This window comes from Paenibacillus sp. WLX1005 (assembly GCF_046603685.1).
Lineage (GTDB): Bacteria > Bacillota > Bacilli > Paenibacillales > Paenibacillaceae > Saccharibacillus.
In genome coordinates this window covers 3409493-3429630 of sequence record NZ_CP176756.1, presented here as the reverse complement: position 1 = coordinate 3429630, position 20138 = coordinate 3409493, and the positions used below count along the sequence as shown (strand labels likewise).

Genomic DNA, 20138 nt, shown 5'->3' with positions numbered 1-20138 from the left:
CATCCTTTTCGAAAAACTGTTGTATACAGGCTATTCACTTGATGACTAAGTTATCGACTTATATGAAGATTTTATGAATAGGCATTTCGACAAAAAAACAAAAAATCCGAAACTTTCCGCCCTGCGTATAACAGAGAAGAGAGGTCGGATTTTGCTTTATCCAGATGTGTATCATTTGCCATAGATAAGATGTATGTATTGTAGGAAAAGTTAGGATGTAAACGTTCATAGTCTTGACTCAAAATCGCATAAAACCGTGTGATATACTAGCATTATCTGCAAAATGTGTAAAAATTTCAAACAAAGCAAAAAAACCTGTCGTTTTTGTGTTACCGAAAGGTTCAAGTGTGCCGAAATAAATGTATACCGCATTGCATGACACCACGAAGCAAGCACACCTACAAAGGAGGACGTTTATGAAGCTCCGCGCTTTGCCAGTCATTCTTACAGTCGTTGTCTCCATTACACTACTATTCGGGGGATGGTTCACCTATCGTCAGCTGACCCTTCACAATCCGCTGATGAATATTGTTGATTCGTACCCCGGTGTTAATTCAGCTCAAGTATCCATTAACCAGAAAGAGGTAGCTTTGAAACTCGATCTGAAACCGGAAACGGATTTGGGCTCACTCGTTCAGACATTAAACAAGCAAAGTGCCGATATTATCGGTGCTCGTACACTCAAACTCGAAGTGGTTGACCATTCGGATGATACACTCAATCAAATCTGGGAAAATGCAATGTTTCCTGTTTCCCAAGCGATGGCTAACCGTCAATATACTGATATCCCCAAAACGTTAGAACAAATTGCCCGTGATAATAGCGGGATTACTGCCAAAGCCGAGATGGATGACCGCAATGTATATGTATCTTTGAGCAATGGGAAAGCAAGCAAATTTCTCATACTGCCACTGGGCGCTCAAGTCACAGGAGGGAATGCCTAATGCCAAAATGGACCAAAGAAGTTGTCGTCGGATTTGTACCTGTTTTGCTGATTTTTCTCGCTTTTATCGGTTATAACATCGTACCGCTGTTGCTGATTGCTGCTGTAATCGGCGGACTGCTGCTATTCATGCAGATGCGAGGCGGACTTGCGGTAGGTGCCAGTCAGGAACGTGGGCGTAAGAAGAACGGTCCGACCAAACTGACCTTTGAGCAAATCGGCGGTCAGGATAATGCCAAGCGCGAACTGCGCGAAGCGCTGGACTTTCTCGTTCGTCATGATGAAATTAACAAATTTGGTATTCGCCCGCTCAAAGGTATCCTGTTAACCGGTCCTCCGGGAACAGGCAAAACGCTAATGGCAAAAGCGGCAGCGCATTATACCAACTCCGTATTCGTCAGCGCATCTGGTAGTGAATTTGTGGAAATGTATGTCGGCGTCGGCGCTGGTCGTATCCGTGATCTCTTCAAGGATGCTCGTACCCGTGCGGCGCGTGAAAATAAACAAAGTGCGATTATTTTTATTGATGAGATCGATGTAATCGGTGGTAAGCGCGAAGGTGGTCAACAGCGTGAGTATGATCAGACGCTCAATCAGCTGCTGACCGAGATGGACGGCATTTATAGTAATGAAGCACCGCGCATCTTGATTATCGCCGCGACCAACCGTAAGGAAATGCTGGATAGTGCGCTGCTGCGTCCGGGTCGCTTTGACCGCCATATTCAGGTGGATCTGCCGGATAAAAAAGGTCGCAAGCACATTCTGGAACTGCACGCTGCGAACAAACCAATGGCAGATGAAGCCAATCTGGACAAACTGGCAGAAGAAGCATATGGATTCTCCGGCGCACAGCTGGAGAGTGTCATGAACGAAGCTGCCATCTATGCGATGCGTGACAATCAACAAACGATTGCCCAGCGTCATATGTCGATGGCGATTGATAAAGTAATGATGGGTGAGCGTACCGACCGCGAATCCAGTACTGAAGAGAAGAAGCGTGTTGCACTACATGAACTTGGTCATGCGATTATGGCAGAAGTTGTTCGCCCGAATAGTGTGGGTCAAGTGGCACTCAGCCCACGTGGACAGGCGCTCGGTTATGTCAGACATAATCCACAGCAGGAACAATATCTGTATACAAAGCCATTTTTGGAAGAGCAGATTATGATTGCTCTTGCTGGTTCCGCTGCTGAGGAGATGTATTATGAAGGACGTAGTACCGGATCACGAGGTGACTTTGATCAGGCGCTCAACATTGTGCAGACGATGGTAGAAGCGGGTCTGACCAAGCTGGGCATCGTTACCCTAAATATGGTGCCCAAGGAATTGCTAATGAAAGAAAGCAATCAGATCTTGGAGCAACTGGGCGAGCGTACTCGTGAATTGTTAGAGCAGCGTCGTCACATTTTCGACAGCTCCCTTGACATTTTATTGCGTGAAGAAGTGCTGTCTGGCGATCAATTTCGCGAACAGTTCAAGAAAAGTTCAAATGTACCGGCTTAATTCACAAAGCCGGTACTTTTTTTTTACTTTTCGGCTGTGCTACGGTATTATTAGATGTTGGAGATTATATAGAAGCCTGGCATTTTTCATTCATCGTTTTCGCGCATTATATGTGGCGGCAATCGTTGGGAGTGGCGTTTGCCATAACCGGATTTGCTTTAAATACAGCTTGAGAAGGAAATGAAAATGTGAAGGGCTGCACGGTATCCCGCAGCATCTGTAACAAGCAGCTTGAATACCGTATTGAATATTGGAAGGGTGGAGTACACAGTATGAATTTGAAAAGAGTCGGCGTCATCGGCGGCGGTACAATGGGTCAAGGTATCGCGGAGATGCTATCCAAAAAAGGCATTGAAGTCTTGCTAGTTGAGAAAAACCAGGAGAAACTGGATAACGCTTGGTCTATGATCGAAACAAGTCTGGACAAGCAAATGGAAAAATGGGCACTGACCCAAGCGGAGAAAAAACTCATTCTGGGCAAAATCCAGAAAGTGACTCATTTTGCGGATCTCGGTTCTTGTGAACTCGTTATCGAGACAATCAGCGAAGACCCAGAAGCGAAAAAAGAAGTGTTCGCTCAATTGGATCAAGTGTGTTCCAGCAGCGTAATTCTGGCAAGTAACACATCTACACTGAGCTTGACCGAACTGGCAAGTTCGACCAAATATCCAGAGCGCGTGATCGGTCTGCACTTTATCTATCCGGTATCCAAAATTGATCTGGTAGAAATCATTCGTGGTCTGCGTACGTCTGACGCTACGTTTGAACAAACCAAGCAATTCGTGGAAGAAACAGTAGAGAAAAAAGGCATTACCGTTTACGAATCTCCAGGCTTTGTAACAAGCCGCATCATCTGTCTGCTGATCAACGAAGCACTGCACGTACTGGAAGAAGGCGTAGCTTCTGCTGAAGATATCGACGATGCAATGCGTGTCGGTTACCAATTCCAATATGGCCCACTGGAAATGGCAGACCGCTTCGGTCTGGATTCCGTCAATGCAGCGCTGGAGCGTATGTTCCGCGAATACGGCGAGCTGAAATACCGCCCGGCAATCATCCTCAAAAAGATGGTTCGCGCAGGCAGTCTCGGCGTGAAAACAGGCGAAGGTTTCTTCAAGTATGACAAGGATGGTGACCGGATATGAAAGTACTCGTAATTAACTCAGGTAGTTCCTCACTGAAATACCAGCTGTATGATATGACTGATGAATCCGTACTGGCAAAAGGTCTTGTAGAGCGGATCGGGATGGATTCGTCCATTCTGACACACAAGCCAACCGGCAAGGATGAAGTAACCGAAGTAAGCGAGATTCTGGAGCACAACACGGCAATCCGCAAAGTTATCGACAAATTAACAGACAGCGTACACGGCGTTGTATCTAGTGTTAGCGAAATCAACGCAGTCGGTCACCGCGTCGTACACGGCGGCGAGTTCTTCAAAGAATCCGCAATTGTAGACGAGCAAGCGAAAAAAGACATTCGTGCGCTGATCGATCTGGCACCGCTGCACAACCCGGCTGCTATTATGGGGATCAACGCGTCCGAGATCAACATGCCTGGCGTACCGCAGGTTGTCGTATTTGACACGGCGTTCCACCAGACGATGCCGGAACGTTCGTATCTGTACGCGATTCCAAGAGTACTGTACAACAAATACAAAGTGCGCCGTTACGGTTTCCACGGCACTTCGCACTATTATGTAAGTCATGCGGCTGCCGAGTTCTTGGGCAAACCACTGGAAGATCTGAAAATCATCACCGCACATATTGGTAATGGTGGTAGTCTGACGGCTATTCAAGGCGGCGTATCTGTTGATACATCGATGGGTATGACACCGCTGGAAGGTCTGATGATGGGTACGCGCAGTGGCGATCTTGACCCTGCTATCGTTCCTTACGTAATGAACAAAGAAGAACTGACTGTTAGCGAAGTCAACTTGATGCTCAACAAGCACAGCGGTCTGCAAGCGATCTCCGGTATTAGCAGCGACATGCGCGAAATTACGGATGGTCTGGAAAAAGGCGACCCGCATGCGACACTGGCATTTGAAATGTACGAATACCGTCTGCGCAAATACATCGGTTCCTACGCGGCAGCGATGAACGGTGTAGATGTACTCGTATTTACCGCTGGTGTAGGTGAAAACTCTGCGATTGTGCGCAAATCCGTTTGTGACAATCTGAGCTATCTGGGAGTGGAAATCGACGAGGAGCTGAACAAAATTCGTTCTGGCGATCCACGCCGCATCTCCACACCGAATTCCAAAGTAGAAGTGCTGGTTGTTCCTACCAATGAAGAGCTGGTTATCGCTCGCGATACCTACAAACTCATCAACAAATAAGAACAGCAGCCACGCATAGACAAGGGGAGAATATAGGAATGTCCACTAAAACCGTTATTAAAAAAGTCAATGAGCATATTGGCGAATCGGTAACGATTGGAGCCTGGATCAACAACAAACGTTCCAGCGGTAAAATTCAATTTTTGCAGCTGCGCGACGGTACAGGATACATCCAGGGCGTTGTCGTGAAAAGTGAAGTACCAGAGAGCGTATGGGATGCTGCGAAAAGCCTCACACAAGAAAGCTCGCTGTACGTAACCGGCGTCATCCGTGAAGAACCACGCAGTAAATCTGGGTTCGAGATGACTGTAACTGGTATCGAGGTACTTCATATTACGTCCGAATACCCGATTACACCGAAAGAGCACGGGATCGACTTCCTGATGGATCACCGTCACCTGTGGTTGCGTTCCACTAGACAGCGTGCAGTTATGGTAATCCGCGCTGAGATCATCCGTGCGGTTCAAGAATTTTTCAATACGAACGGTTTTACCAAAGTTGATCCGCCGATTCTGACACCGTCTGCGGCAGAGGATACAACGGAACTGTTCCATATCAAATATTTTGATGAGGATGCCTACCTGACGCAGAGCGGACAGCTGTATATGGAAGCGGCAGCGATGGCGCTGGGCAAAGTATACTCATTCGGACCAACATTCCGTGCTGAAAAATCCAAAACTCGTCGTCACCTGATCGAGTTCTGGATGATCGAGCCGGAAATGGCGTTCGTGAACCATGAGGAAAGTCTGGAAGTGCAGGAGCAATTCGTTTCGCATGTCGTACAATCTGTACTGAAAAACTGTCGTCCAGAGCTGGAAACGCTGGAGCGTGATGTGACCAAGCTGGAAAATATCACTGGTTCGTTCCCGCGTATCACGTACGATGAAGCGATTGAATTCCTGAAAGGCAAAGGCTTTGACATCCCATGGGGCGATGACTTTGGCGCGCCGCACGAAACAGCAATTGCTGAAGCCTACGACAAACCAGTCTTCATTACGCACTATCCGAAGGACATCAAGGCATTCTACATGAAGCCTGATCCGAATCGTCCAGAAGTTGTACTGTGTGCTGACATGATCGCCCCGGAAGGCTATGGCGAGATTATCGGTGGTTCACAGCGGATCGACGATCCAGAATTGATGGAGCAACGCTTCAAAGAGCATGATCTGGGCGAAGCATATCAATGGTATATGGATCTGCGCACATACGGTACCGTTCCACACTCCGGTTTCGGTCTAGGTCTGGAGCGTACGGTTGCTTGGATTTGCGGTCTGGATCACGTACGTGAGACGATTGCATTCCCTCGTATGCTGTATCGTCTGTACCCGTAGGCTCTGTACTGACACAAGGATTACGGTGGAAGTATAGAAAGGATGAACAACATGGGCGGAGAACAATGGAAATCATGGGCACAGGGCGCCGCCTATGCGATGGGCGCGCAAACGGCGAATATTCCGTATGCGCTGCTCAAATATTATCAGGCGCTTGATCTGGATGATGCGGAAGCGATGCTGCTGTTGCAGCTCTTGTCTTTCCGTCAGGTGGAGCATAACGAATTTCCGACATTGGAAGAGCTGGAATGGCGCACAGGCGCAGCGCCTGCTGTTATCGCTTCCCGCATTCAGAAGCTGATGAAATCGGGCTTTATCACGATTGAAGACGAACAGGACCCGCTGACCGGTGTGCGCTACGAACGCTACGATCTAGCTGGACTGTACGTTAAACTTGGTACAGTGCTTGCTTCTGAGCAGCAGGAGCGCAGTACAGTGATTCGTCAGGCGGAAGAAGCTGCCAAAACACCAGCGGCAAAAGAGGAAGAGCGCGAACGCAATCTATTCATTATTTTTGAAAAGGAATTTGCGCGTCCGCTTTCGCCAATGGAATGCGAAACGATCTCCGGCTGGATGGATCAAGATCGTTATGCAGAAGAACTGATTCTGATGGCGCTGAAAGAAGCGGTCTTTGCTGGTAAGCTTCATTTTCGGTATATTGATCGTATTCTGCTGGAGTGGAATCGTAATCGGATTCGCACACCGGACGATGTACGGGCGTATACACAGAAGTTCCGTCAGCGCTAAGATGAATGGTGTGTCTACGATGAACTGTATGTTCAGTATCGCATGAGAATAAGAGAAGCAGAAGGCTGTTTTCCGTTGAGACGGAGAACAGCCTTTTTTTGCTATGAGAAATGCGTTGCTATGAGAAATGCGTTGCTATGAGAAATGCGTTGCTATGAGACATACGTTGCTGTGAGAAATACTTTGCTATGGGACATATGGATTAGATTATATCTGAAATTGGATGCTTGTATGTGCGATCAATAGTTCAAGGCTGAAGTTTATTTGCAGAAAAACAAAAAGGAGAAAATGCAAAAATGAAATTAAGCTTCACGATCCGTATAGAATGTTCCATATCCAATAAGCTTCAAATAGAAGAAAAGATTCGACGTCTACAAATTTATGTATAAACCGACAAAATCGCTACAAATAGATCAAAAATAAATTAGAATCAAAGAGTTAATTATTCGTTGTTATATGAATTATAATGATGATAAAACTTATGTTCGGAAAGATAAAAAGTAAAATATGTTAATAGTTTACAAATATATACTACAGTAATATACTGTGAATAGTCGTAATTGACATATACTGTTATCCATTTTGGGTATCAGCGATAAGGGTAAACGAATGAATATTAGTGGAGGTGAAGCATGAAGTTTTTGCATCTGGATGGCAGTGCCAGGGAAGATGGCAATACCGCTACACTTGCTCGGCAGCTGCTGCACAACTTGGATTATAGCGAGATTGCATTACGGAATCACCACATTGAACTGATCGTTGACAAGCGTCATGATTCTGAGGGATTCACTTCCATGCAGGATGAATATGATGCGTTGTTGCCCGCATTTTTAGAAGCCGACTATGTGGTGTTCAGTTCTCCAGTGTACTGGTACGGCATATCTGCTCAGCTCAAAGTCTTTATTGATCGTTGGTCGGAATCACTGCGTATCATACCTGGATTTCAAGAACAGGTAAAACAAAAGAAAATCTTTCTCGTGCTTGTTGGTGGAGATGATCCGCAGCGCAAAGCACAGCCGATTGTTCAGCAATTTGAATATATCGCTGAATTTTTGGAATTGGATCTACAAGGTCATTTGATTGGTACCGGTAATAAACCCGGAGATATTTTGCATGATCAGATTGCCCTGGAACAGGCGCGTCAAATCAATGAGCAGTTAACACACATAGAGGAGCGTGTATGATGAGCGTAACAGCAACGAAATGCCTAACTTGCGATGCCGAGGTGGAAGTGGATCAACAGACCGTGACCGGAGAGATTGTGGAGTGCCAAGAGTGTGGGCAGGAGCATGAATTCCAGTGGGTCAATGAGCAGCCGAATCTGGTGTTTGCTCCGGAAGTAGAAGAAGATTGGGGTGAGTAATGTCCAGTCGACAGGAGCATCCTAGATTACTATTTTGCGTAACGAAGCTGCGTGAGGAAGAACGCCGGATTTACGATGATTTAATCAAATCGGGTGTGGAAGTCGATGTATGTACGGATAACATGCAGTTGGAGCTTGCTACTATTCGTCACTACGATCTGGTACTGATCCGCTGCTTATCTCAGAGCAAGGCGCTAGAGCGTGCGCAGTATATTGAGCTGGCAGGTGTACGTACCCTCAACTCCTACGAGTCGATTCGTATTTGCACCAATAAAGCATTTCAGGCGATGGTGTTCCAGCGTCGTCAGATTGCCCAGCCGGAATTCGCGATTGCGTTTACGTTTGACAAGCTGTACGAATATCTGGATCGGTTTGACGGCAAATTTGTCATCAAACCGGTCAGCTCTTCGTGGGGGAGAGGGGTCACACTGATCAATGACCGCCTCACATTGGATGCCTGGATTGCCGCTCGCGAATCACTGGATCCGCAGGGCAAGGCATTGCCGGTACTCGTGCAGGAATACGTAGACAAGTCCAATTACGATATTCGTGTTGTTATTGTTGGCGATCAGCCGATTGCCGCGATCAAGCGCATCTCTCAAGACAGCTGGATCACCAATACGCATCTTGGTGCAGAGATTGAGTCAATTCAGCTCAGTCAGCCGATCAGAGAAATCAGCAAACAAGTGACTGATGCAATCGGTAATGGCATATATGGACTTGATTTATTTTATGATCATACCCGTCATATCTATATGGTATGCGAAGTGAATCAGAATCCCGAATTTGCTAAGTCATGGCTGATCCACAAAGTCGATGTTGCGCAAGCTATTGCACAATACAGCATACATGCAGCGTCAGCGTCACATCATCAGGTGAGCGGATTATCTGTACGTTAGTTGATACTTGATACTAAATTCCTCTCATTGCAGATCAATCATTCTGTTTGCTGATCTTATTGGACGCTTATATATTTTATCGCTTCATACATGTATTCCATTTCGACCATTCACGAAATGAGAAGTACCCATTCCATACACAGCGCTTATTGCTCCATAAATAACACTTATTGCGTTCTCATCACCTATGCCCAATGGAAGGAGAGTGGCACATGTCATTAACGAACATCACGGAATCACCGGCGAAAATATCGCAGAAAGACTATTTTTCGATCTCGTTTGTGCTTGCTCGTGTGCTGAATACCGGCATCATTATGAGTATCGAGAAGAATGAGAAGGAATTGAAAGGTCTGGAAAATGCGCTGTCCAAGTTATCCGGCAAAACGTATGTGAATTTGTACAATAGTTTTACTGGCGCGATTCATGGGGCGCTCTGGGGGCAGGATCTGGTGCATGGCAGTGAGACTTCATTGCCGTCATCCGCAACTGCGCAGGAGCGGCGATTTGTAGACTGGCTTGGTGTTCGTACAGCGGAAGGGTTGGATCATCCGTATACGGTGATCGATATCAATTGGAGCAATTTGGCGCAGATTGATACGTTATTGCAGAAGCACCATCAGGACGAGGTAATTATCGTCAATTTTACCGGCTTATCCTTCGGTCCGATTGCGACGTTATTAACAAATGATGAAACCTTGTACAAAAAGTCGGAGCGGCTCAAAATATTCGGTGCATTCGATTTGCGAACGATGTGGACGCAGACCGAGCAAGAGCTGGAGATTCAGCCGGGTGTGCAATTCAATTATCGTCTTAGTCCGCTGGTGGGAGCCTGCGTGAAGCTGGCGTTGTTACGGAGGGATAAACAACATGAAGACTGATTTTCATCTGAATCTGCTGGAACTGCCGCAGGAACAATGGGCGCAGGAGCAACTTGCGATTGAAGGTGGACGTGCGGTACTTCCACAGGCAGGGCGCAAAACCACGTTCCCGAACATTACCAAAGAAGATGTACTGCAAATGCTGATCTCGATTCAGAAGCAGCCGCATGATGTGATCGCAGAATTTACCGAGCAGTATCGCCAGTATGTTGGTGCGAATTATGCCATTTCTACTGCCAGTGGTACATCTAGTCTGCATCTGGCATTGATCGGTGCAGGGGTGCAGCCGGGAGATGAAGTGATTTTGCCAGCATTTACGTTTATTGCAACGGCGCAGGCAGTTGTTGCTGCCAAGGCAGTGCCGATCTTTGCCGATGTCGATCCTGATACGTATTGCCTGAATGTTAACGATATTGAGCGCTTGATTACGCCGCGCACGAAGGTTATTATGCCAGTGCATGTGCATGGATTGCCTGCCAACATCCCGGCGATTCAGCAATTGTGCGATCAGTATCAGCTGAAGCTGGTGGAGGATGCATCCCATGCACATTCTGCCTCGATTGATGGACAGCTGTGCGGTTCACTAGGTGATACCGCTGGTCAGAGTCTGATGGCGGACAAGAATTTTCCAGTTGGTGGTGAAGGCGGGATTGCCTTTTTCAAAAAAGAAGAAGATTATATTCGCGCACAGCAGTTTCTGGAGAACTCTGGTATTGATTATAATATTTCGTGGATTGCGGCGGCGTTTGGCATCAGTCAGCTGCAACGATTGCCGTATTATGATGCGGTACGTCAGCGGAATGCGCATCATCTGATTGCTACTTTACATGAGACAACGCTATTTGAGGGACCGTATATCCCAGAAGGTTATATCCATAGCTTCAATATGTTCCGTCTGCGCTTGAATGTCGATTTGCCACAATTCGCCGGGATTCCGCCGTATCAGGTGAAAGAAGCGATACAGAATATTTTGATGGAAGAAGGAGTATTCGCGCGCGAATGGCAAAATGTACCGATTCCCGGTCATCTGCCGTTTCTCAATCGCAAAGGCTTTGGTAATCAATATCCGTTTAACCTGTATGAAGGCGGCGAATTGCCGTATGGATTGGAGCATTTCCCGAATACGCTGCATATGCTCAATACGACGCTGGCGATTTGCCGCGAATTGCGCTCACCGGTTGAGTACGAGAAGCTGCTGACGTATGAACTGGCTTTTAAAAAGTTAGATCAGCATATTGATCAGATTGCTGAATATGCTCGTAGTCTGAACAGTCAGCCACCTTATGAACGGGATGCACGGCTCGGATGAGTACATACAGGGTAGGCATACTGGGCGGAAATGGATTTGTCGGCGGCGAATTGTATCGGCTGTTAAGCGCACATCCGAATTTTCAGGTGGAATTTGTATCTTCGGAATCGCAGGCAGGTCGACCGGTTGAGAAAACGCATAAAGCGTTTCTATATCGCAAGGTCAATCCGAAGCTGACGTACAGCAAGCTGGCAGAATTGGATGGAGAGTACGATCTGATCTTTTCGGCGCTGCCAACGGGCATTTTGCCACAACATCTGGAGCATGTGCTGAATCATACGCAGCGTATTTTCAATATTAGTGGAGATTACCGTTTTACAGATAACAACGTGTTGAAGCGATATTATCCGGGATCTATCTCTACTGTGGAGCAGGCGGGCAGTCATTATTTTATCCCGGAAATCTCGGAATGGAATCGCGATGCACGGGTTGTGAATCTGCCGGGTTGTATGGCGGTGGCTTCGATCTATTCCATCTATCCGCTTGTCCTGCATTCGCTCATTCAAGGGCATGTATTTATTGACGCGAAGACCGGTTCCAGTGGAGCAGGCAAGAGCAGTAAAGAAACGCATGCCGATCGAGTGAACAATTTTCGTCTGCACAAAGGGTTTGAGCATCGCCATCTACCGGAAATTGAACGTATCGCTTCTACGTACAGTGAGCATAAGCTGGATGTGTCCTTCTCGGCGTTCAGTCTGGATGTGGCACGCGGCATCTTCGTCAGTGCGTATTCTGTACTGCGGGAAGGGGTAGAAGAGAGCGATGTGAAAAAAGCCTTTTTCCAAGCGTACAAGTCTAAGCCGTTTATCCGCTATTCCGGTCAATCATCGCCCGGTCCCATGCTGAAAACGGTACACGGTACCAATTACGCGGAAACAGCGTTTATCGTGAAGGATGGCAAATGTCTCAGTCTCGTCTCGATCGATAATCTGCTCAAAGGAGCAGCAGGGCAGGCGATTCAAGCTGCCAACATCTATTACGACATTCCAGAAATCACCGGTTTGACGACAGAACATGAGGGGATATGGCCGTGATCAACAATCTGCATGTAATCAAGCTGGGTAGCAGTACTATTGTAAAAAGTCAGACCATTTTCGCTGAAATCGCTGACCTGTCTCGCCGGGGTGCCAAGATTCTATTGATCGGCGGCGGGGCAGAAGCGATTGAACAGAAATTTGCCGAGCTGAATGAGCCGCTCAAATTTCTGGAATTGGACAATGGTGATCAAGTACGTTATTGCCCGCCATCTGATATGGACAAGATCCGTCAGGCATACGAAGACTATATCTTCGCTCCTGTGCGTGCTGCCCTACAAGCCCATGGATTGTCCGTGCTGGCACAATGTGCTGGCGATCATGGCTGGGTGCTGGGCAACAAGGGCAAACCGCTCAAAGTCCGCAAAAATGGCAAAAAGCTAATTGTACGCGATTCTCTGTACGGTAGCTACACATCAGCACGGGAAGATGTGCTGCTGCAATTGCTGCATACCCATGATGTTGTCTGCTTGGCACCGCCGATCTATGATCCAGAGATTGGGCAGTATATTAACATTGATGCGGATATGCTGGCAGCTCATCTGGCGGTAGCTACACGCGCCAGTCATGTACGCTTTGTTACCGGTACAGCAGGCATTCTACAAGATGTGGACGATCCGCAATCAACGATTACCGATATTTATCCGCAGCAGGATGATATTGTCGTCTCCGGGCGAATGAAGCAAAAGTTGCGCGCTGCTGAGCTGACCCTTTCACAAGGTGTGGCAGACATTGCTATTACTGGCCCGCATACGCTGCATGGAATCGGGAAAACATGGTTCTGGCGCGGTAACGATCTACCGGACGATATGAAGCTATTGCATCAGGCGATCAGCATTCCGTCGGTATCTGGCGATGAAGGCGTGCTGGCTGAATTTTTACAAGAGCGCGTCGCTTCGAAGCAGATTACGGCACAGGTGGACGAGGTCGGCAATATCGTACTCAGCAAGGGCGAAGGTCATCAGACGTTGCTGCTGCTCGGTCATATCGATACCGTTCCTTACATATGGCCAATCACAGCAGATGATTTCCAGCTATCTGGTCGAGGCAGTGTAGATGCCAAAGGCAGTCTGGTCAATTTTATCGAGGTGCTGCGCAGAGCGGAAGTGCCGCCATCGTTTCGATTACTCGTAATTGGTGCGGTAGAGGAGGAAGTATCATCGTCCGCTGGTGCTTTCTATGTACGTGATCATGTACAGGCAGATGCTGTCATTATCGGTGAGCCAAGTGGTACGAGTAGTCTGACGCTAGGCTATTATGGATTGTTCAAGCTGCGTCTGGATGTTCGGCAAAAGCAAAAGCATTCCGCTGGGAAAGACAGCGTAAGTCCGATTGACCGTGTATATCAGCTTGCTGCTCATGTGCGGCAACAGTTGGAGCTGTACGATGCAGATCATCTATCCGCACTCATTCAGCTTCAGTCTGGTTCTGACAATGGGGATCAATATGCATCGGCAATTTTGAATTTTCGTATATCACCGCAGGCACAAGCCGGATATCAGCAGCATATCGCGGAGCTAGAATGGCCGGACAGTACGATTACGGTACTGCGTGATACACCGGGTTATCAGAATTCACGCCGCGATCAGCTCGTCAAAGCATTCGTTCGCGGTGCCAACGGTGTGTTGGGTGATCGTTTAACCTTTCAGATGAAAAAGGGCACCAGCGATATGAATACACTCGCGACGACGTGGACAGATATACCGATGGTTGCATACGGTCCCGGCGATGCTAGTCTGGATCATACCGATGAGGAGCATGTATCGGTAGATGAAGTGCGGCTAAGTCGCAATATTCTGCTCAATAGTATCCACACATGGTTCTCGCTCAACAGCAAGGACAAGGAGGAAACGTATGCCGCTAACCGTGAACAAACTACATGAACAGACCATTCAGGCACGTAAGCTCATTATCGATATGGCAGCAACCGAAGTCGGTTGTCATATTGGCGGCAGCTTGTCGGTAATCGATCTGCTGCTAAGCAGTTTCGCACGATATGGTCAGGATGAACGCAACCGAATTATTCTAAGCAAAGGGCATGCAGCGGCTGCATTATACAGCACACTACATGTACTTGGGCTGTTGGAAGAGAATCCGGCAGAGAGTTACGGGAAAAAGGATTCATTGTTCACCGGGCATCCGAATTATTTGCTACCGCATATTCCGTTTGCTACTGGCAGTCTTGGTCATGGGCCTGCTTATGGCGCAGGCTGGGCGTTATCACAGCGCATTCGCGGGGAACAGGGCATCAGCATCGTTATTAGCGGTGACGGCGAATTGCAGGAAGGCAGTTGCTGGGAAGCATTGCAGGTCATTGCTGCTAAGCAGATCAACAATTTTATTCATATTATCGATGTGAATGGGGGGCAAAATGACGGGTTGGTAGAGGATGTTTCGCCACTTCCACATCTTGGTGATCGTTTTCAAGCATTCGGATTTGATGTTGTGGAGATCGACGGTCACGATCTGGAGCAGATTACTTCTGCACTGGAACGTAAGGTAGATCGTCCACTCGCTATTCTCGCCCATACGATCAAAGGCAAAGGCATCAAAGCGATGGAAGGCAATCCCGCCGCCCATTATGCCAAAATCAGCCGTGCTCAGGCATACAAATGGAAGGAGGCGCTCGTATGACACTGTCCGGAAGAGATGCCTACAAAGACGAGCTAACGCTGCTGGCACAGCAAGATTCGCAGATTGTTGCGCTGGAAGCCGATCTGGGTGGCAAAAAGCATCCGTTTGAACAGCAGTTTCCGGATCGGTTCTTCAATCTGGGCATTGCTGAGATGACGTCTGTCGATATTGCCGCTGGATTGGCAGAGGGCGGATTCAAGCCCTTTTTCTCCACGTTTGCCCCATTTGTCGCGCTGCGCTGTGCCGAGCATATCAAGCTGGCACTTGGTTATATGCGCAAAAATATCAATATCGTCAGCAGTTATGGCGGTGTATCTGGCGGCTGGTTTGGTACGACTCATCATGCGCTGGAAGATATCGGAGTGATCCAGACGTTTGAAAATATTCGTATTGCCTGTCCACATGGAGAAGAGGAGACGCGCCGCGTCATTCGAGAAGCAGCGACTTCGGCGCAGCCTTATTATATCCGGCTGTCCCGTAACGATGCCTTTGATAGTATTCCGTCATTGGCAGAAGGCGACGAGCTGATCGTGGACGGTAGCTGGAATGAGGATGCACCAGTATCGCTCATTTCCATCGGTGAGCAGGCAACCAAGATGGCACTAACATTGAAAAGAGAACAACCGCAGCTGAATCATCTGCATCTGTGTTATGTGGACAAAGAAGCGCTAATTGCCAATTTGCAGCGGCTGGAGAATAGCGGGGAGCAGATTGTTGTTGTGGAGGAGCATCGCCGCGCGGGCAGTGTAGGCTCATATCTCAGTCTGCTACTCCCACACAAAAAGGTATACGCGTTTACCCCCAACGAACAATGGCCCAAATACGGTGGCAGTCACAGCGATGTGCTGGAATATCTCGGATTCACAGAAGAACGACTACGCCAGTTTATCCTTGATATTCGGAAAGGAAGTCCATTATGTTCCTATCCGTATTAAAAAATGCCCAGTTTCGCAAATTCCTCATTTCTGATGTGATCTCTGGCTTTGGTGTAGGCATGGCGACGATTGGTGCCAACTGGTATGTGATGACCGAGACTGGCTCCAATCAGTATGTTGGCTTTTTGCTGACGTTTAACGTGCTTGCTGGTTTTCTTGTGTCGCCGTTAGCTGGTATTATTACGGACCGCTTTGACCGGAAAAAGGTCATTTTGTGGACGTATGTACTACGTGCCTTTTTGCTGGCATTGCTGGCGGTGTTATTTTTTGCGCAAGGATTCAGCATTCCGCTTATGTATGGCTTTGCCGTCATTAATGGGATTGGCTGGACGATCTATATGGCAGCGTCGCGCAGCTTTATTCAGGAGATTTTGCCAGAGGATGTGCTGATCAATGGGAATTCCTTTATCGAGATTAGTTTGCAGGTCGGGATGTTCTCAGCTGGCGCAGTATCGGGCATCATTTACAAATTTTACGGCTTTGAAGTCATTCTGATTATGAATATCGCGGTGTTCTTGATTAGCAGTGCGGTACTGGCGGCGATTCGTTATCAATCTATCGTTCATAGTGAGGAACGTGAGCAGGAAGGCTTTGTACAGAGCTTTCGCTCGGGGCTGCACTTTTTGCGTCAACGGAAAATCATCTTCTTTCTCGGTGTGATCTCTATTGTGCCGCTAGCTGTAACGATGCTGTACAATGTGGTGTTGCCTGCTTATGTCAATGTAACGTTGCAGAGTGATAGCATCGTCTTTGGCTTGTCAGATATGTTTTATGGGATTGGCGGGCTGATCTCTGGCTTTCTCGTGTCATTGTTCATTACGAATCTATCGAACAAACAGATGGTGTATTTGTTCTTTGTAATCGCAGTTGTCAATTTGTTCGCGCTCTATGCCAATTCGCTTGTATTGCTGCTGTATGCGGGTAGCTTCTTCCTTGGGCTGTGTAACTCGTCGCTGCGAATCGTGATGAATACACTGCTGATGGAAAATGTACAAAAGGCATTTATGGGCAGAGCGATGGCGGTCTGGACCGGATTATCATTACTCATTCAAGCAGGTGGTTCTTCCGGTATCGGTCTGGTCATTGACCGATTCGGTGCAGGTTATGGATTTCTCATTATGAGTGCATTGATGGCGTTGGGACTGATCGGATTTGGATTGATATCGACCCATGTGCAGAGTCTGACCAAAAAGGAGAGTGCAGTATGGCAAACAAACGAATAGTTTTTGTAGAGCCAAGCTTTTACGGTGTTAGCTTTGTTAAAGAAGCGAAAGCGCTTGGCAGTGACGTAGTCGTCATCGCTTCGTCCAAGGATAATCCGACCTTGTACGGATATGAAGGTCTATACGACGATCTTCTAGTTGCGGACATTCGAGATGCAGACTCCATCTATGAGGCGATTGTGAACAGTCCTTATCATGGACAATTTCAGGCACTGATTCCGGCAACTGATTATGCTTCTGCTGTAACGGCAGAGGTGGGCGAACGGCTGGGCATTCCCGGCACATCAGCGGATGCGGCGCTGAATGCGCGTAACAAAGATCGGGCAAGGCAAGTATTTGCACAACAGCAGGTGCCAAGTGCACAATTTGCCGTGGTGAGCCAATTAGACGAGGCGTTGACGGCAGCAGCAGAGATCGGTTATCCAGTCGTGCTGAAGCCAACCAATGCCGCCAGCAGTCAGGGGGTGTATTTTGTAGAGGATGAGCAGAATTTGCGACATGCGTTTGCAGAGCTGCGTGCATTTAAGACGACGTATATGGATTTTAAAGTGCGGGACGAGTATTTGCTTGAGGAATATTTAACTGGGCCGGAGTTTAGCGTGGAAATATTCCTTGATGAAGGTGAGATTGCCTTTGCGGAAATTACGGAAAAGCATACGTCCGATCTGCCTTATTTTGTGGAAACATTGCATGTATTCCCGTCGTCCATTTATCAGGAGCAGCGTCATGAGATGATTCATGTTGCTCGGCAGGCGGTCGTGGCGATTGGTATTCAGAATGGACCTGCGCATGTGGAGCTAAAATACACACAAGCAGGGGCGAAGATTATTGAAGTTAACGGTCGTCCCGGTGGCGACAATATCACATCCGATCTGATCGTGAATGCGTATGGCATCCATGTGTTCCGCGAAACGATCCGTAAATATCTGTCCCAGCCACTACAGATTGACAAGCAACAGATTCAGGCATCTGCCATCGGTTATCTGGTTGCTGATCGCAAAGGGCTCGTCGGTTCCATTACCGGATTAGAGCATTTAGAACATCCGCAGATTACGCGGTATCAGATTCAGGTGCAGGAAGGCGATTCAGTGGATATTGCCCGCAGCTCCGATGATCGGCTCGGTTATATTATCGTACAAGCAGATACACCAGAGGCTGCTCGTGATCTGGCAAAGGAATTTGTATCGCGTATTGAGATCAGCTATGCAGAAGTGGAAGAGGTTGTATAGAACACAATCGCAATAAACGGCAAAATGTGTGACAGGGATACACTGCTTGATTCGTGTATCCCTATTTTAACGAGTGCTCTATACAGATCAGATGAGTCATCATACTTATGGATAAGACAAACTGCCGCATACAAGCCCCTTATACGTCGATAAAATGAGACGATTGTACGTGAAAACGATGCTATCGTGTTATGACTATAGACTACGTTTGAGATACGAATGGGATATTATACTGCAACAATCGGTATACATAATGCAGGTCAAAAGCAGCAAATCAGCAAGAAACGAAAAAAAATTTTGAGAAATTTTACGATGAAATAAAAAGATTTTTGTTACAAAAATATACAACTAATATAACAAAATGGATATTTAAAAAATATGAATAAAAATCCGTTATATATGAATAATATGCACGATGATATTGCACTCATTTAAATATATCTATAATGACATATTAAAAATCAAAGACTTCATTCGTCATCAGTGGAAGCAAGCAACTACTTTCCATGTCAGGTTTTTCTAACAAAAGTATTTCAGATTTTGAGTATCAAAATATATTACTTTTTCTCATTTGGATATGAGAAATGTAGCAATAGCTAGCAACCAAATATTCTGAAAGAGGAGAAAAGCCATTTATATAGCAAATAAATAGTCATCCTAATTAATAGAACAAAGGTCGATTATCAATTAGCGATCCCAAGTAAAAGCCACAATAGATGACGGAATCAATATGAAAACAAACAAAAGAGTGCACAAAAAACACCGTAAAGGAAAAATCCAGCCTCTTTCATGTGAGTTTATATAACACCGAATTTGAATACAGCCTAATTGTGAACAAAACTTGTCACTGCTCTGAAATGTAAACAAAAAGTGAAAAAATATGCACTTTATTTCAAAACAGATTCAAGAGCATGTAAAATGTAAGCGTTATATTTAATATGCTGGAAATAAAGCGATGTACGGAAGGAGAGCGAAAAGGGGCTTTGAAACGGTTTTAGTAGGCTTGCAATTTATTTGAAATAGGAGTAAAGTAGCTTTTGCCCTCGTTAGTACAAGTACCGGCTGAGCAATAAAAGCCTGATACGGCTTATATTTATTCATTTATGATGAAGCGGGCAACTGCCAAAACCCGTGAATACGTCATTACGAATCGTCGGAACTTTCATCTAACTAGATTTGTTTACAATATGTAAAACCAAAATCATACACATACTGAAGGAGAGTTTAACTATTATGAATCACAAATTGCAAAAAGTACTGCTGTCCACTGTTGTTGCTGCGAGCGTAGGCGCTGTAGCTGTAACTGTACCATTCAACGCTAACCACGCTTTCGCTGCAAGCGAGCAATCCAACCACGAGAAACGCAAAGACAAAGCAGATCGTATTGCTGACAACCAAGCATTCTTGGATGCTCAAAATGCTCAATTCGAAGCAATGTTCGGTAACCAAAACCCTACTGACGAAGAAACAACTGCTACAAAAGAAGAAGCAGCTGCCCCTAGCGAGACAACTGCTACTGAAACTACGCAAGCTAAAAACCAAGTCACTGTTGTCGTTCCACAAGGTGCCAGCCTGACTGAAATTGCTGCTCAATACGGTATCACTGTAGACGAACTGGTTGCTGCCAACAACCTGCTGCCTGCTGGAACTCAATTGACTGTTCCGCAAAAATAAGAAGAATGATCTGATCGGCCAAGAACAGATAATCATAACGGAAGCGGGATATCTGATATCATTACTGCCATAATGATAACGGGTGTTCCGTCTTT

Annotated in this window: 18 protein-coding genes; all 18 read left to right on the top strand. The window is 46.7% G+C overall.

The annotated features are described in order from the left end of the window. Positions 1–416: 416 nt before the first annotated feature. The 18 genes from ACE3MZ_RS14585 to ACE3MZ_RS14500 all read left to right on the top strand — a co-directional run bounded on the left by ACE3MZ_RS14585 (position 417) and on the right by ACE3MZ_RS14500 (position 20043). Positions 417–944 (top strand): hypothetical protein, encoded by a 528-nt coding sequence (locus ACE3MZ_RS14585; protein ID WP_411342880.1) that lies wholly within the window; start codon positions 417–419, stop codon positions 942–944. Beyond that, entirely contained in the window at positions 944–2446 is a 1503-nt protein-coding gene (locus ACE3MZ_RS14580; RefSeq protein ID WP_411342879.1) for an AAA family ATPase, read from the top strand. Before ACE3MZ_RS14585 ends, ACE3MZ_RS14580 begins: the two co-directional genes overlap by 1 nt. A gap of 272 nt (positions 2447–2718) precedes the next feature. Beyond that, complete coding sequence (locus tag ACE3MZ_RS14575; RefSeq protein WP_411342878.1) at positions 2719–3591, top strand: 3-hydroxyacyl-CoA dehydrogenase family protein; 873 nt, start codon at positions 2719–2721, stop codon at positions 3589–3591. Further along, positions 3588–4787, top strand: coding sequence for an acetate/propionate family kinase (locus ACE3MZ_RS14570; RefSeq protein WP_411342877.1), 1200 nt, complete (start codon positions 3588–3590; stop codon positions 4785–4787). Before ACE3MZ_RS14575 ends, ACE3MZ_RS14570 begins: the two co-directional genes overlap by 4 nt. Before the next feature lie 38 nt (positions 4788–4825). Beyond that, positions 4826–6118 (top strand): asparagine--tRNA ligase, encoded by a 1293-nt coding sequence (gene asnS / locus ACE3MZ_RS14565; protein ID WP_411342876.1) that lies wholly within the window; start codon positions 4826–4828, stop codon positions 6116–6118. Positions 6119–6169: 51 nt separating this feature from the next. Further along, the gene (locus ACE3MZ_RS14560; RefSeq protein ID WP_411342875.1) at positions 6170–6865 is read left to right on the top strand and encodes a DnaD domain-containing protein; all 696 of its coding nucleotides are present in this window, start codon (positions 6170–6172) and stop codon (positions 6863–6865) included. Positions 6866–7497: 632 nt separating this feature from the next. Next, entirely contained in the window at positions 7498–8049 is a 552-nt protein-coding gene (locus ACE3MZ_RS14555; RefSeq protein ID WP_411342874.1) for a flavodoxin family protein, read from the top strand. After that, positions 8046–8228, top strand: coding sequence for a lysine biosynthesis protein LysW (locus ACE3MZ_RS14550; protein ID WP_367059170.1), 183 nt, complete (start codon positions 8046–8048; stop codon positions 8226–8228). Before ACE3MZ_RS14555 ends, ACE3MZ_RS14550 begins: the two co-directional genes overlap by 4 nt. Next, positions 8228–9127 carry a RimK family alpha-L-glutamate ligase gene (locus ACE3MZ_RS14545; RefSeq protein ID WP_411342873.1) on the top strand — a complete coding sequence of 300 codons (900 nt, stop codon included), beginning with the start codon at positions 8228–8230 and terminating at the stop codon, positions 9125–9127. Before ACE3MZ_RS14550 ends, ACE3MZ_RS14545 begins: the two co-directional genes overlap by 1 nt. 212 nt (positions 9128–9339) lie before the next feature. Next, positions 9340–10005 (top strand): degT/DnrJ/EryC1/StrS aminotransferase, encoded by a 666-nt coding sequence (locus ACE3MZ_RS14540; protein ID WP_411342872.1) that lies wholly within the window; start codon positions 9340–9342, stop codon positions 10003–10005. Then, the gene (locus tag ACE3MZ_RS14535) at positions 9995–11314 is read left to right on the top strand and encodes an aminotransferase class I/II-fold pyridoxal phosphate-dependent enzyme (protein WP_411342871.1); all 1320 of its coding nucleotides are present in this window, start codon (positions 9995–9997) and stop codon (positions 11312–11314) included. The genes ACE3MZ_RS14540 and ACE3MZ_RS14535 overlap by 11 nt, the downstream gene beginning before the upstream one ends. Continuing rightward, a complete protein-coding gene (argC, locus tag ACE3MZ_RS14530) occupies positions 11311–12348 on the top strand; it encodes an N-acetyl-gamma-glutamyl-phosphate reductase (protein ID WP_411342870.1) in 1038 nt (345 codons plus the stop codon). Before ACE3MZ_RS14535 ends, argC begins: the two co-directional genes overlap by 4 nt. Further along, positions 12339–14231: a M20/M25/M40 family metallo-hydrolase gene (locus ACE3MZ_RS14525; RefSeq protein WP_411342869.1), complete on the top strand. Its 1893-nt coding sequence runs from the start codon at positions 12339–12341 to the stop codon at positions 14229–14231. The genes argC and ACE3MZ_RS14525 overlap by 10 nt, the downstream gene beginning before the upstream one ends. Further along, complete coding sequence (locus ACE3MZ_RS14520) at positions 14203–14982, top strand: 1-deoxy-D-xylulose-5-phosphate synthase N-terminal domain-containing protein (RefSeq protein ID WP_411342868.1); 780 nt, start codon at positions 14203–14205, stop codon at positions 14980–14982. Before ACE3MZ_RS14525 ends, ACE3MZ_RS14520 begins: the two co-directional genes overlap by 29 nt. Further along, positions 14979–15917, top strand: a complete 939-nt coding sequence (locus ACE3MZ_RS14515; RefSeq protein ID WP_411342867.1) for a transketolase family protein — start codon at positions 14979–14981, stop codon at positions 15915–15917. Before ACE3MZ_RS14520 ends, ACE3MZ_RS14515 begins: the two co-directional genes overlap by 4 nt. Further along, entirely contained in the window at positions 15899–17140 is a 1242-nt protein-coding gene (locus tag ACE3MZ_RS14510; RefSeq protein ID WP_411342866.1) for an MFS transporter, read from the top strand. Before ACE3MZ_RS14515 ends, ACE3MZ_RS14510 begins: the two co-directional genes overlap by 19 nt. Continuing rightward, positions 17122–18369, top strand: a complete 1248-nt coding sequence (locus ACE3MZ_RS14505; RefSeq protein WP_411342865.1) for an ATP-grasp domain-containing protein — start codon at positions 17122–17124, stop codon at positions 18367–18369. Before ACE3MZ_RS14510 ends, ACE3MZ_RS14505 begins: the two co-directional genes overlap by 19 nt. A gap of 1233 nt (positions 18370–19602) precedes the next feature. Beyond that, positions 19603–20043 (top strand): LysM peptidoglycan-binding domain-containing protein, encoded by a 441-nt coding sequence (locus ACE3MZ_RS14500; protein WP_411342864.1) that lies wholly within the window; start codon positions 19603–19605, stop codon positions 20041–20043. The last annotated feature ends 95 nt before the right edge of the window (positions 20044–20138 follow it).